General features: G+C 36.8%; 10 protein-coding genes and 1 tRNA gene. 4 read left to right on the top strand and 7 right to left on the bottom strand.

The window, feature by feature from the left end; translation table 11 throughout:
• Window positions 1-349 precede the first annotated feature (349 nt).
• Window positions 350-2,329: a TonB-dependent receptor domain-containing protein gene (locus GQ596_RS00120; RefSeq protein WP_160399670.1), complete on the bottom strand. Its 1,980-nt coding sequence runs from the start codon at window positions 2,327-2,329 to the stop codon at window positions 350-352.
• A 167-nt stretch (window positions 2,330-2,496) separates the two neighbouring features.
• Here GQ596_RS00120 and GQ596_RS00115 point away from each other — a divergent pair, with 167 nt between their 5' ends.
• The 3 genes from GQ596_RS00115 (at window position 2,497) to GQ596_RS00105 (ending at window position 6,718) form a co-directional block, all read left to right on the top strand.
• Window positions 2,497-3,420: a siderophore ABC transporter substrate-binding protein gene (locus GQ596_RS00115; protein WP_160399669.1), complete on the top strand. Its 924-nt coding sequence runs from the start codon at window positions 2,497-2,499 to the stop codon at window positions 3,418-3,420.
• Between the two features lie 584 nt (window positions 3,421-4,004).
• Window positions 4,005-5,321 carry a 30S ribosomal protein S12 methylthiotransferase RimO gene (rimO, locus tag GQ596_RS00110; RefSeq protein WP_160399668.1) on the top strand — a complete coding sequence of 439 codons (1,317 nt, stop codon included), beginning with the start codon at window positions 4,005-4,007 and terminating at the stop codon, window positions 5,319-5,321.
• Window positions 5,322-5,329: 8 nt separating this feature from the next.
• Window positions 5,330-6,718, top strand: a complete 1,389-nt coding sequence (locus tag GQ596_RS00105) for an MATE family efflux transporter (RefSeq protein WP_160399667.1) — start codon at window positions 5,330-5,332, stop codon at window positions 6,716-6,718.
• A gap of 215 nt (window positions 6,719-6,933) precedes the next feature.
• On the opposite strand, the gene tkt is transcribed toward GQ596_RS00105, so the two are convergent.
• The 6 genes from tkt to GQ596_RS00075 form a co-directional block, all read right to left on the bottom strand.
• Window positions 6,934-8,940, bottom strand: coding sequence for a transketolase (gene tkt / locus GQ596_RS00100; protein ID WP_160399666.1), 2,007 nt, complete (start codon window positions 8,938-8,940; stop codon window positions 6,934-6,936).
• A 137-nt stretch (window positions 8,941-9,077) separates the two neighbouring features.
• Window positions 9,078-10,028: a transaldolase gene (gene tal, locus GQ596_RS00095; RefSeq protein WP_160399665.1), complete on the bottom strand. Its 951-nt coding sequence runs from the start codon at window positions 10,026-10,028 to the stop codon at window positions 9,078-9,080.
• Window positions 10,029-10,308: 280 nt separating this feature from the next.
• Window positions 10,309-10,650 (bottom strand): FeoC-like transcriptional regulator, encoded by a 342-nt coding sequence (locus GQ596_RS00090; RefSeq protein WP_160419953.1) that lies wholly within the window; start codon window positions 10,648-10,650, stop codon window positions 10,309-10,311.
• Complete coding sequence (gene feoB / locus GQ596_RS00085; protein WP_160399664.1) at window positions 10,622-12,946, bottom strand: Fe(2+) transporter permease subunit FeoB; 2,325 nt, start codon at window positions 12,944-12,946, stop codon at window positions 10,622-10,624. Before feoB ends, GQ596_RS00090 begins: the two co-directional genes overlap by 29 nt.
• Complete coding sequence (locus tag GQ596_RS00080) at window positions 12,943-13,185, bottom strand: FeoA family protein (protein ID WP_160399662.1); 243 nt, start codon at window positions 13,183-13,185, stop codon at window positions 12,943-12,945. Before GQ596_RS00080 ends, feoB begins: the two co-directional genes overlap by 4 nt.
• Window positions 13,186-13,606: 421 nt before the next feature.
• Window positions 13,607-13,678: transfer RNA gene (locus GQ596_RS00075), tRNA-Arg, on the bottom strand.
• A gap of 126 nt (window positions 13,679-13,804) precedes the next feature.
• On the opposite strand from GQ596_RS00075, the gene GQ596_RS00070 reads away from it, so the two are divergent.
• Window positions 13,805-14,563, top strand: coding sequence for an MlaA family lipoprotein (locus tag GQ596_RS00070; RefSeq protein WP_160399659.1), 759 nt, complete (start codon window positions 13,805-13,807; stop codon window positions 14,561-14,563).
• Window positions 14,564-14,713 lie beyond the last annotated feature (150 nt).

The following is a 14,713-nucleotide window of genomic DNA, read 5'->3' as shown; positions in this document are numbered from 1 at the left end:
TTCCCTGCTTGAAAAAGCATGAAAATTATAACTTGATGGTGCATAATCTGCCACTTTTTTTGTTAATTTATTGTAAAGATTTGTTAGGGTGTGAGGGGAGTTGCTTTGGTTTTTTGGGGAGTGACATTTTTTATGGGTGCTTGAGTGGTCGTTTTTAGTCGCTGTTTTAGGTAGCGGTTTTTAATCGCGATTTTGGTAAAAAACACCTTAAAAAACTTCAATAAAATCAATACCTTTTCTGACCGATTTTTTTACAAATAACAGCCTAACCTAATAAATTATTTATAAAAATAAGGCAGCTATATTAAAGCTGCCTTAGAATAATAATTCAAACGAATATATTGTTTTGTTAGAAATTAATTTCGGTACCGACAAAATAACGTCGACCTTCTAAGGTTTTACCGAAATCTTCGTTACTAACATCTTTATCAAATAAATTATAAACACCAGCATAAATCTTAGCTTGTTTGTGTACTTGATAAGATGCACCGATATCCCAGAAAGTGTAGCCTGGGTATTCAACTTTTGTGCCATTACGGTTATTTGATGATTCCATGCCATAATAAGCCATTTTAGCCCATAAATCCCATTGCTGTGAGGCATACCAATCAAGTTGGGTGTTGAATTTTTGTTTAGGTGTGCGGTTTAAAGATCGTCCTTTATATTTACCGCTTTTTTGTTCAGTTTTAGTCCAAGAATAGTTAGAACTTAATAAGAAATCAGTAAATAAAGGTGTTTTGAATGAAAGCTCAAGACCTTTAAGATCGGCTTTGCCTACATTTTCACGCCCTTGGACAAAATCGAATCTTTCTTGATATCCTGCTATTTGACATAAGCCTCTTCTTGCTGGACCTTGGCATATGTAGTAGCTTTGGATTTTGTCTTTATATTTAGTATAAAACGCCGTAGCCGATGCATCAACACCATAATCGTTGGTGTAACCAACACCAATTTCGAAGTTATCGGATTTTTCAGGTTTTAAATCTGGGTTACCCATAATCATACCTTTATTCCCCGTACCTGCTCCGCCCGTTACTTGCCCCCAATCAGAGACGACTTGGCGTAATTGTGGTGTTGCAAAACCTGTTGAATAACCGCCTTTTAAGGTGAAGCTGTCATCAATATTCCACACGCTGTAAACTCTTGGATTCCAGTTGCTACCATAATTTTCGTCTTTGTTATAACGTAATCCTAATGTTAGGCTCCAGTTGTCTAGTAGTCTTAGCTCATCTTCAGCAAATAGGGCATAATTCCAACGATCAATTTTAGTGATCGATTTATTTAATTGATTACCTTTATCGTGTAGCTCTTGGTAATTGTATTTGCCACCAATGGTAAGCATGTTAATGCTAAAAGGAATAGTAACACGAGTATCAACATCGGTATTGCGAATTTTCATTTTTCTTTCTGGATTATTATTACCTTCATAAGCAACAAATGAAGTTGTTGATACATCGCCAAATAGACCATTATGTGTTAGCGCAAAGGTGTTGCGACGATTATCACGAAGGAAATCACCTCTAGAAATAGGTCTTGTCTTGCCACCTGTTGATTTACTATTTTGTAATGCACGCCCAAAATCGAGATCAAATTTTTGTGTGTCGGTAGCATTTAATGAAAGTTTACCATTTATACTGCGCAATTTTTGCTCAGCATGACCGCTTAAAAATTTATCTTCATTACGCTTAGAATATTGGCCATAAAGTTGGATACCTAAGATATCGTCAATCAGTGGTCCTAAAGTTGAAAAACTGCCAGTATAAGTGTTTTTTTCAGCCGAGCGGTATGGTATGACCGATTCTAAACGTACACCACCATGCCATTTATCAGATACTTTTTTGGTGATGATATTAATAACCCCTCCCATTGCATCAGAACCATATAACGATGACATAGGTCCTCGTACTACTTCAATACGTTCAATGGCCGTTAATGGCGGTAACCAACCTTGTTCAAAACCTGAGTTATCGCTATTTGGTCTTGTTTCACGTGTGCTGACTTTTTTACCATCAATTAAAATCATGGTGTATTTGGCATCCATACCGCGGATACTGATATCTGTTGAGTCCCCACCGCCCGAAACAGTGACTCCAGGGATATCTTTTAATGCATCAGTCACATCACGATAAGGTTTATTTTCGATCTCTTTAGGCGTAATAACCGAAATAGTTGCAGGCGCTTCTTTGACTTGCTGAGAAAACCCCGATGCAGTCACAACCATGGTGTCAGTATCCGAATTGCTAGCCGCTATAGCAGTACTTGATAATGACAACAAAATGCCCGTATTGATGACATGTTTTGCCAATTTAAACTTCTTTTTTGTTTTCATCTATTATAACCCCATTATTTATAATGATATTTATTGTTTTATAGTTCATAGCACATTACATCATTTGAGAATGATTATCAATATCTTTAAAAAATATTTAGTGCTGGACATTTCCATTTCTACAAATAATAATGATTATCATTTATAAATAACATGAGAAAATCGATATGAACAATAAAAAAAAGTTACTTTTGAGTAGTATTGCAGTAATTGTGTTAGGCTTAACAGGATGCCAATCATCAACAATGAATATAACTGCTGATAATCAAACGATAGTGGTGCCTAAAGCACCTAAAAAAGTGGTGGTAATGAATTATGGTGCATTAGATACGTTAGATGCTTTAGGTAAAGGTTCGATCGTTACAGCTATTCCTCGATCAGTAACACCATCTTACTTACAACAATTTAATAAGGCTTCAATCGCTGATACTGGCAATATGAAAGAACCTGATATTAATGCAATTAAACAAACTAAACCCGATCTGATTATTATTGATGGTCGCCAAGCAAGTAAGTCCGAAGATTTATCAAAAATTGCCCCTGTTATTAATTTAAGTGTTGATGCTAAAAATTACGTTGAATCAACCAAAAATCATATTCAAGTGCTAGCCAAAATTACAGAAACAGAAAACAAAGCAGATAATATCATCCAATCATTAGATGAAAAAATCCAAAATACACAAGCCTTAGCTCAATCCAGCGCTAAAAAAGCGATTGTTGTTATTCATAACGATGGAAAGATGATTCTTATCAATTCAAGCTCAAGTGCAGCATTGATTCACGACGTACTAGATGTTAAACGTGCTGTCCCCCTCACCGTTACACCAGCAAATAACGCAATAGGCAAGCCAAAACCAATTTTTGTTGATGATAATTACATTAAATCAGTCAAACCTGATGTTATCTTTGTTGTTGATCGTAGTAAAGCAATCGGTAAACAAGGTATGGCTGAACACTATTTTTCGCAACACGTTCTAAATAAAAGCAAGACTCATGTTGTCTATTTAACCCCTGATCTTTGGTATTTGTCAGGTGGAGGGGCAGAAAGCATGAATCATCAAATAGACGAAGTCGCTAATGCATTAAAATAGTATTAACTTAATTAGTAACTTCATCTTCCTATTCTTTCCAAAAGCCTTTATTCTAAATAAAGGCTTTATTTTATGTTACTCAACAACATTCAACCAATAAGTCTTTTATTCAAATTAATTAGTTATTTTCTAATGTTTTTTTAAAACGTATAATAACCAGCGTATCAATCAAAAATTTACCAAAACGGTCAGACCACAAACCAATGGAAAAGCCGAAAGAGAGATATGAACTTAAATAATAGAGATGTGGCATAATCAGCAAATATTTAGCAATTCAAAAGAAAGCAAAAGCTTAAACGCTTATTAATTTTTATAATACCGTTAAACCTCATAAAGCGATTTCAAGGAAAATACCTTGTGAGTATTTAGAAGATTATTTTAATTATGAAGTGTAAACAACTCGGCATTTTCCTACACATTATTAATATACATTTCAAATTATAAAATCGATGTATCAACTATAATGAAATGTGATAAAATGACGACTTCATTTTGATTTGTAAATAACAATTAATAAATGTAGTTTATTAAATTCTCAAACATTACCTCATTAAATATAAAACACTATTATAAATACTATGAATATGTCACCCCCTACAATTGGATTTGTGAGCCTTGGCTGTCCTAAAAACTTAGTTGATTCTGAACGAATTTTAACCGAACTGCGCACGCAGGGATATCAAGTGGTACCTAGCTATGACAATGCCGATTTGGTTATTGTTAATACTTGTGGATTCATTGACAGTGCCGTGCAAGAATCACTCGAAGCGATCGGTGAAGCATTGAATGAAAACGGTAAGGTTATAGTCACGGGTTGTCTTGGCGCAAAAGAAGATCAAATTAGAACTGTTCACCCAAAAGTTCTTGAAATATCTGGTCCACATAGCTATGAAGCAGTTCTAAGCCATGTGAATAAATATGCCCCTAAACCCGAATATAATCCTTTTACTAGTTTAGTTCCAAGCCAAGGGGTTAAATTAACACCAAAACATTATGCCTATCTTAAAATTTCGGAAGGCTGTAATCATCGCTGTACATTTTGTATTATCCCTTCTTTGCGTGGTGATATGGTTAGCCGACCAATCGGCAATGTTTTAGATGAGGCAAAACGACTAGCCGACAGTGGCGTTAAAGAATTATTGGTTATTGCTCAAGATACTTCAGCTTATGGTATCGATATCAAAAATCGTACTAATTTTTGGAATGGAACACCATTAAAAACCGATATCCAAACCCTTTGCGAACAATTAGCTAACTTAGGTATTTGGGTCAGATTGCACTATATGTACCCTTACCCTAGTGTTGATAATCTTATTCCATTAATGGCAGATGGTAAGATCTTGCCTTATTTAGATGTGCCATTACAGCATGCAAGCCCAGCAGTTTTAAAATCAATGAAACGACCAGGAACCATTGAAAGAACCCTAGAACGCATCCATAAATGGCGAGAAATATGCCCCGATATTACGCTGCGTTCAACCTTTATTGTTGGTTATCCTGGCGAAACAGAACAAGATTTTGAATTACTGCTCGACTTTTTGTCGCAAGCACAGTTAGATCGCGTAGGTTGCTTTCCATATAGTCCTATTGAAGGTGCTGAGGCTAATAAACTTGCTGATCAAATTCCTGAAGCCATCAAACAAGAACGTTTTGATCGCTTTATGCAATTACAGCAAAAAATCTCAACACAAAAATTACAAGCTAAAATAGGCAAAACTTTGGCTGTTATTATTGACGAAGTTGATGAAGAAGGTGCTATAGGCCGTAGCATGGCTGATGCCCCTGAAATTGATGGCGTTGTTTATCTAAACGAAGAAAACCAAGTCAAAGTCGGTGATATTGTTCAGGTTAACATTGAGCATTCCGATGAGTACGATCTATGGGGAACGGTTAAACGTTAATTAACACCATGAAACAACATTATAAACATGAAGTAAAAAATCTGGTTAAATTAGCAGTTCCTGTGTTGATTGCACAAGTATCGCAAACCGCAATTACTTTTGTCGATACCATTATGGCAGGGAATTATAGTAAAACCGCCCTATCAGGAGTGGCTATTGCGGTTTCGATTTGGTTACCAACAATTTTATTTGGTCAAGGATTACTAACCGTTTTAACACCAATTATTTCAAATCTAAACGGCGCAGCTAAACGAGAGCAAGTCGCAGGACACACTCGACAAGGCGTGGTGATTGCGCTGTTTTTATCTGTCATTATGATGTTAATTTTATACCATTCTGACAAAATAATCGGTTTAAGAAGCTCAGCAGAGCACCCAATTGATCCTGAAATGTTTGACGTGGCGGTGTCATTTTTACGGGCTATTATGTGGGGAATACCCGCATTTTTATTATTTTTAGTTTATCGTAACCAATGCGAGGGGTTATCTAATACTAAGCCAGCAATGGTTATTATTTTTATTGCCCTACTTGCTAACATTCCGATCAATTATATATTAATTTATGGAAAATTAGGCCTTCCTGCTTTTGGTGGTGTAGGTTGTGGTATTACTGCATCAATTATATTTTGGTTAATGTTTATTTTAATTCGTATATACACATTAACTTCCCCAACCCAACGCGATATTCGAAAAACACCCATCGCCAAGTTAATTGATTTTACAATAATCAAAAAAGTGATTCTGTTAGGTACACCACTGGCGCTAGCTTATTTTTTTGAAATGAGCCTATTTGCTGTAATCGCTTTATTAATTGCACCACTAGGACCCATAACCGTTGCTGCTCACCAAATTATTTTTACTATCAGCAGTTTAACCTTTGCCATACCATTATCCCTTGGAGTGGCAACGAGCATTCGCGTTGGTTATTTGCTGGGCAAAAAAAAACCAGCATTAGCCAAGCAAACTGCTTATATCAGTTTAGCGATATCTTTGGCTTTAGCTATCATTGTCGCCTTAATTTTAGTTATCTTTAAAACACCAATAATTACATTATTTACTAATGAGGCAACTGTTATTGCCATTTGTTTACAGCTTATTATCTTATTAGCTATCTATCAAGCATCTGACTATTTGCAAGTTGTGGCAAGTAATGTACTCCGTGGTTACAAAGATACACAAAGTATCTTTTTTATCACGCTCATTTCATATTGGGTTGTGGGATTACCAGTTGGTTATATACTAGGATTGACCGATCTAATTATCAAACCAATTGGAGCTGCAGGTTTTTGGATAGGCATTATTTCGGGACTTGCTGTAGCAGCGATTTTATTAATGGCGAGAATGATCTATATACAAAAACAACCAACGGCAGTAATTTTAAAACGAGCTTCTCGATAATTGTTTTTTTAATATATATTTTATATTCAAAATATTTTAGATTAGAAAATCAGTCACAACCTAAGTGTTAGGTGTTTTTAATATTGGCTAACACTTTTTATATACGATTTTACAATCAAAGTATTACCTTTCGTATTACATTCTAATTTTTGGTTATTAAATAACGAAAAAAGCCATCAACGTCATATTGATGGCTTTTTTGTCTGTCTAATAGGCTATTTTAATAAGCTATTTGCCTGAGCAATAACATTTTCGACAGTAAAGCCAAATTCTTTGAATAATTGATCAGCTGGACCTGATTCGCCAAAGCTAGTCATACCAATTACTTTGCCATTAAGCCCTACATATTTATACCAGTAATCACTAATACCCGCTTCAATTGCAATTCTTGCTGATACTGATGATGGTAATACTGACTCTTTATAAGCTTGATCTTGTTTATCAAATGCATCGGTTGATGGCATTGACACTACGCGTACTTTTTTACCCGCTTGTGTCAATTGTTGATACGCTTCAACAGCAAGCTCAACTTCTGAACCTGTCGCGATAATAATTAATTCAGGAGTACCTGTACAATCATTTAAGATATAACCACCACGATATACATCAGCTAATTGATGAGCTGTGCGATCTTGTTGTTTAAGATTTTGTCTTGAGAAGATCAATGCCGTCGGACCATCTTTACGTTCAATCGCATATTGCCAAGCAATTGCTGACTCGACCTGGTCGCAAGGACGCCAAGTGCTAACATTTGGAGTTACCCGTAAGCTAGCCATTTGCTCAACAGGTTGATGCGTTGGTCCGTCTTCCCCCAAACCAATTGAATCGTGTGTATAGACAAATAATGAACGGATTTTCATTAATGCGGCCATACGAATAGCATTACGTGCGTATTCCATAAACATTAAGAATGTTGCGCCATAAGGAATAAATCCTCCATGCAATGCAATACCGTTCATGATCGCTGACATACCAAACTCACGCACACCATAATGGATATAGTTACCATCAGGATTAGCTAAAATTTCTTTAGAGCCTGACCACATGGTTAAGTTACTTGGTGCTAAATCTGCTGAACCACCTAAAAACTCAGGTAATGCAGGAGCAAAAGCTTCGATAGCATTTTGTGATGCTTTACGAGTGGCAATTGTTGCTGGGTTTGCTTGTAGTTTATTGACTACATCGTTAGCGATTTGTGACCAGTCTGCTGGTAGGTCACCATTAACACGACGTTTAAATTCTTTGGCTAAATCAGGGTAAGCCTTAGCATAAGCGTCGAAACGAGCATTCCATTCGTCTTCGAGTTGTTTACCTTTTGCTTTGGCATCCCAAGCATCATAATAGTCTTTAGGAATATCAAACGCTGGGTGATTCCAACCTAGTGCTTTACGGGTAGCTTCGATTTCGGCATCGCCTAATGGTGCGCCGTGGCTTTCATGGCTACCAGCTTTATTTGGTGAACCAAATCCAATCACTGTTTTACACATTAGTAACGATGGTTTATCACTTACTGCTTGCGCTTGTTCGATCGCTTCTTTTAAGGCTTCAGCGTCATGACCATCAATACCACGAATAACATGCCAACCATAAGCTTCAAAACGTTTTGCTGTATCATCGGTAAACCAACCTTCAACATCACCATCAATTGAAATACCATTATCGTCATAAAATGCAATGAGTTTGCCAAGTTTTAATGTACCCGCTAATGAACACACTTCGTGCGAAATTCCTTCCATCATACAGCCATCGCCCATAAACACATAAGTATGGTGATCAACAATAGTATGACCTGCTTTATTAAATTGAGCTGCTAATGTTCTTTCAGCGATTGCCATACCTACAGCATTAGCGATACCTTGGCCTAATGGACCTGTAGTTGTTTCAACACCTGGCACATAACCATATTCAGGATGGCCTGCAGTTTTTGAATGCAACTGACGGAAATTTTTAAGATCATCAATCGTCACATCATAACCCGTTAAATGCAATAGGCTATAGATCAACATAGACGCATGACCATTTGATAAAACAAAACGGTCACGATCAGCCCATTTAGGATTAGTTGGATTGTGTTTTAAAAAGCCACGCCAAAGCACTTCAGCCATATCCGCCATCCCCATAGGTGCACCAGGATGCCCCGATTTTGCTTTTTGCACGCCATCCATGCTTAATGCCCTTATCGCATTCGCCAGTTCGCGGTGAGATAGTGTGGTTGCATTCATGTCATCATCTCCAAAAAATTTTGAGTTAAAATTCGTTAATACCTGCAAGGTTAACATCACTTGCAAAATCGTTAGTCAAATTAACGAAAGGAAATTGTATAAAAATGGGGAGCAAACTCCCCAATTATTTTAAATAATTATAGCAGTGTGCTAATCATGTCTTCTAATTTGCCTTGGTCAACGGCAAAAGCACGAATGCCTTCAGCAAGTTTTTCAACGGCCATAGCATCACTATTATGTTGCCATCTAAATTCAGCTTCAGTCATAGGGGCAGGACGAGCCACTACAGATTGATTTGGGTTGAGTTTTTGAACAACAGGGGCATTTGATTGTTGCATTTCGGCCAGTAAATTAGGTGAAATTGTCAACCTATCACACCCAGCTAACGCTAAAATCTGATCAACTTTACGGAAACTTGCTCCCATCACAATGGTTTTATAACCATGTTGTTTATAATAATTAAAGATATTACGAACAGAAACAACACCCGGATCTTCATCTGCCACATAAGGGTCGATTGGCTTTTTAGCTTGATACCAATCATAAATGCGACCAACAAAAGGCGAAATTAAAAAGGCATTTACTTCAGCACATGCACGAGCCTGAGCGAATGAAAACAATAACGTTAAATTACAATTGATACCTTCTTGTTCAAGCACTTCAGCTGCTTTAATACCTTCCCACGTTGATGCGATTTTAATTAAGATACGGGACTTATCAATGCCCTTTTCTTTATAAAGTGAGATTATTTTACGAGCCTTTTCAATGCAGCCTTGTTTATCAAAAGACAAACGGGCATCAACTTCGGTCGAAATTCGCCCCGGAACGCTTTTTAAAATCTCTGCACCAATATTAACCGCAACCTGATCACATGCATTAACTAATTGTTCTTCTTTGCTACCACCTAACTTTTTAGCCGTTTGCACCGCAGAATCAATTAAATAACGATATTGAGGAAGTTGTGCTGCTTTTAAAACAAGAGAAGGGTTAGTTGTTGCATCTTCAGGCGAAAACTGTTTAATTGAATCGATATCACCAGTATCAGCGACCACTACGGTTAGTTTTTTAAACTCATCTAATTGACTCATACTATTTGTCCTCATACATCGTTTTATTTCAATGAAAGTATAATAACATTTATTCAATAATAAAACGACTTTGTCATCAACTAGGATCTAATCGTATAATTGGTAATAACCAAACATTACAAAATATGAACAAAATTAGCTAGCATAAGGCTTGATTGAAATAAAATCACTCATTAAACAATTTATTACTGCTTTTTTTATTGTGTAAATAAACTCAATTATGTGAACTGAATCACAAAACAAAATCGGTATTGATTTTCTATGAAAAACAGCAAAATAATTAGCACCAAATATATTCAATATTACGGCTTAAGTCACAACTTGAACAAGAATGACACTGATTTGTTTGGCAAAATAGCGGTTGATTTTGCTCTACTAACTTTATCGTCCCCTTCTTAATCCAAAAAGCCAGCATTTGAGTAACAGCACTTTCTGGTAAGCGGAAATGACGTGCAATATCTTGCAAAGATGCACGACCTTTTAACTGCACATAATCACGAATTGATGTTATTAACATGGCTATAATTAAAACCGCAGGCGTTACCCTGCGTATTTTTCCTCTATATAATGTTTTACAAATTAACCTAACAAATTTATTGACAACATGTTGTTTTTTTATCATCAGATAAATTAGACACGATGTGTTGATTAAAAGATAAATATCGCCCAAAAGCACGCATGGACAATAATGCAACAACAATAAATGTACCGCATCCCAACAACCACCAAACTGCCACAGGCGAATGCCCAAGCAACGTAAATTGATAATAAACGGTTGCCATTAGCCATGCTATGCTAAAAGTCCAAATGGCTACAAATAAAGTCCATTTAAAGCCAGCCTCGCGGTACACGGCACCTAGTGCTGCAGCACAAGGCGTATAAAGTAAAATAAAAATCAAATAACTCATCGCAGCTGAAGATGAGCCAAATGCATATTTCATTTGTGAAACTGTTGTCGAATCCACCGCTAAATCAGATTGGAGCGAATCAACATCCTGAGAAACATTAGAAACACCTAACGGATCTAAAACTGCATCAGATAAACTAGCCAAATTTTTAGGAATTGTGGCTAGCGCATCGCAAATATCTTGCGATAAACTCCATGACTTAGTTTGTTCACTATCGTCATTCATCGAATAAAGCGAATTCAATGTTGCAATGACCGATTCTTTAGCAAAAATACCCGTAAAAATTCCCACTGTTGCTGGCCAATTATCGTGTTTAATGCCCATCGGTGCAAAAGCTGGCGTAATAGTTTGACTGACAACAGAAAGCATAGAATCTTGTGAACTTTCATGCTTAAACAAACCATCACTGCCCCATGAATTAAGTACACTTAATACTGTCACCATTAACACAATGGCCTTACCTGATCTAAAAACAAACGACTTTAAACGCTGCCAAGTCAAACTAACTAAGTTGTGCAATGTTGGAATGCGATAAACAGGCATTTCCATAATAAATGGTGTGAGAGGACCTTTTAATAAGGTAAATTTGAGCACAAACCCCGTTACCATTGCCACTGCTATACCCAATAAATATAAAGCAAATACCACAATGGCGGCATTTTTAGGGAAGAATATCGCCGCAAATAAAGCATACACTGGCAATCTGGCCCCACAAGACATAAAAGGGATCATACAAATTGACATAATACGATCGCGTGTACTTTCTAACGTTCGAGTACCCATAATCGCTGGCACGCCACAGCCAAATCCGACTAACATTGGCACAAACGCTTTACCAGGCAAACCAACACAACGCATGACACGATCTACCATCATTGCAGCACGTGCTAAATACCCTGAATCTTCTAAAAACGATAATCCCAAAAACATTGCGCTAATGACTGGAATAAAGGTCGAAACCGTTTGAATTCCTCGACCAACGCCATTAGCTAAAATCGCCGTAAGCCAATTAGGAGCATTGATAGCATGAAGAAGTTCAGCCGTGCCATCAACAAAAATCGAGCCACAAAGCACATCAAAAAAATCAACAAAAACTGCGCCAAAATTAGTCGCCAGCATAAACATGGCATACATGGCTAACAAAAAAAATGGAATTCCTGTCAGACGACCCAAAGTTATATTATCCAGCAAATTAGAAAACCGACTATTAAACTCACGCGGTTTATCAATCACTTTTTTACAAATTGCATCAATAGTGTCATAACGGGCGCTAGCTAGTGCAATATCAATTTCGTTATCACACCATGTTGCGAGCGATAATCGACAATTTGCTAACACTTCACGATCCAATTGTGGCAAATTACAACGGGAATCATCTAATAACACATCCATCAATTGCCAACGATTAAACTGACGCACCACACTCTCTTTAGGCAATTCGTCAATATAACGACTAATCACCGCTTGTGCCTCATCACCAAGTAAATCTATCGACGGTTGCACAAGCTGTGGATGGCTTACCATTGATTCAATGTTTTGATAAAAATACACCAATCCTGTTTTTTTGGTGGATGATATCGCAACGACTGGGCAACCCAATAACGTTGATAACCTATCGACATTAACCTGTTCCCCCATGGCTTTAAGTGCATCGCACATATTCAACACCACAATCATTGGCAGTTGTAAGTCAATTAGCTGACAAGTCAAATACAAACTACGCTGTAAATTCGTGGCATCAATAATATTGACAATAACACTATCCTGTTCAGACAACACAAACTGACGAGCAATAAGTTCATCTTGCGACACACAAAGTGGATCAGGCTCGATTGAATAAGTACCAGGTAAGTCTATAACCTCATATTGTTGATTATGATAAGTAAAAACGCCCGTTTTACGCTCAACTGTCACACCGGGCCAATTTCCTACACGTTGTTTTGAACCAGTTAATAAATTAAACAACGTTGTTTTACCACAGTTTGGATTACCAATTAACGCTATCTTCACGCTTTTACCTCCATCACTTCAATAGCTTGTGCTTCTTTGCAACGCAAACAAAGTGAAAAACCACGCATTTTAATTTCAATTGGATCACCAAGAGGGGCAATACGCACAGCCATAACCTTGCAACCGGGCGTAATACCCATTGAAAGTAACTTTCGACGAAAAGGCAACGATTCGGGTAACAATCGAGTAATCACCGCCTCGTGCCCTAAAGGTAATTGATTAAGAGTAAAAGATGACATTATGCTTCCTAAAAATGACGATAATATTGATAAAAGCAATCGTATAAAATCAAATATGCTTATTTTAAAAAAAATCAACGTTATTTTTAGTGTAAAAATGCGAATTATTCTCAATAACAATAAATAAAGAGTAAAAAAATCGCAAAAATGCTTAAACCTAAATTAGGCAGCTAGAATTAGCTAAGCAACTCGGTAACGTTCAACAAGCTGTTGTCAAGAAGGCATAATGGTGTCAGGGAGTGGTGTGCGCTCTATTTGGCTACGTTACGATTTAGTTTGTACGGTTTTTATTTGGTTTGGCTGATTCAATGGCTTTTACGGTTAGCATGATTACGGTATTTTTGCTCATGGTATTAAAATATACCGTTAGAGCATTGCGTTATCAATCGTTTAGAATCGTTTTAAATCTTATTCATGAATTCGACCCCAGCAGGAATCGAACCTGCAACTAGCCCTTAGGAGGGGCTTGTTATATCCATTTAACTATGAGGTCATAGGGGCGCTCATTTTAATAAATTTATAAAGATAATGCTATTTAAATAACGAAAAATTTTTTATTTTGAGTAATCATGATACAATTACACCATATTTAATCTTATCACTTTTAAACGAAGATATTATGAAAAAACGAATAGTTAGTATGATGTTTTCTGTGATGGCACTAACGAGTTGTGCCACTTATCAGGCCGAAACTAATTCCTATAGTGATCCGTTATCTGGCTTTAACAAAACCATGTTTGATGTTAACTACTATGCGCTTGATCCTTATGTCTTACGCCCTGCTGCAGTAGCTTGGAAAGATTATGTCCCTACTCCTATTCGTACTGGTGTGGTTAACTTTTCATCTAACCTTTCTGAACCCGCTTCGATGGTGAATAATCTATTACAAGGTGATGTTCATAAAGCAGGCACACATTTAGCACGATTCTTTTTAAATACTGTTTTCGGTTTTGCTGGTTTAATGGATGTTGCTAGCATGTCTGATCCACAATTACAAAAAGGTGGAAAACGAAGTTTTGGTGATGTTTTAGGTCATTACGATGTCCCTTATGGCCCTTATGTTGTGCTACCATTTTATGGATCAGCAACGTTAAGAAACGAAGGTGGTCACGTAGTTGACACCCTTTACCCACCGCTTGTTTGGTTAGACTGGCAATGGGCATTAGTGCGAGGTGTGTTTGATGGAGTTGAAGCGCGTGCTGTTGCGATCGAATATGAAGATTTAATTAAAAACAGCGATGACCCTTACAACTTTATGCGCAATGCCTACTTCCAACGTAACGACTTTGTAGCATCAGGCGGTAAAGTCGATGAAAGTAAGCAACAACAACGTGAAGAAACCATTAATGATTTTATTAATGATATCGATTCACAATAACTTTTATTAAATTAAATAAAAACCGCGCTAATAATAGGCGGTTTTTTTATTAGTGCTGATGCTATTTGATTCATCAATAGAAAACATATCACTTACTTGTGAACAGCGTTAATTTTATTTTTTTGTATATTTATTTTTCAAGTTACTGTA

The sequence above is a fragment of the Gilliamella sp. Pra-s60 genome (assembly GCF_009795755.1).
Lineage (GTDB): Bacteria > Pseudomonadota > Gammaproteobacteria > Enterobacterales > Orbaceae > Gilliamella.
Note: the sequence above shows the minus strand (reverse complement) of the source record. Positions and strands in the feature narration are given on the sequence as shown.

Excerpts from the sequence above, each read along its gene's own strand:
- GQ596_RS00120 (WP_160399670.1), bottom strand. The coding sequence starts at position 2,329 with ATGAAAACAAAAAAGAAGTTTAAATTGGCAAAACATGTCATCAATACG.
- GQ596_RS00115 (WP_160399669.1), top strand. The coding sequence starts at position 2,497 with ATGAACAATAAAAAAAAGTTACTTTTGAGTAGTATTGCAGTAATTGTG.
- rimO (WP_160399668.1), top strand. The coding sequence starts at position 4,005 with ATGTCACCCCCTACAATTGGATTTGTGAGCCTTGGCTGTCCTAAAAAC.
- GQ596_RS00105 (WP_160399667.1), top strand. The coding sequence starts at position 5,330 with ATGAAACAACATTATAAACATGAAGTAAAAAATCTGGTTAAATTAGCA.
- tkt (WP_160399666.1), bottom strand. The coding sequence starts at position 8,940 with ATGAATGCAACCACACTATCTCACCGCGAACTGGCGAATGCGATAAGG.
- tal (WP_160399665.1), bottom strand. The coding sequence starts at position 10,028 with ATGAGTCAATTAGATGAGTTTAAAAAACTAACCGTAGTGGTCGCTGAT.
- GQ596_RS00090 (WP_160419953.1), bottom strand. The coding sequence starts at position 10,650 with ATGATAAAAAAACAACATGTTGTCAATAAATTTGTTAGGTTAATTTGT.
- GQ596_RS00080 (WP_160399662.1), bottom strand. The coding sequence starts at position 13,185 with ATGTCATCTTTTACTCTTAATCAATTACCTTTAGGGCACGAGGCGGTG.
- GQ596_RS00070 (WP_160399659.1), top strand. The coding sequence starts at position 13,805 with ATGAAAAAACGAATAGTTAGTATGATGTTTTCTGTGATGGCACTAACG.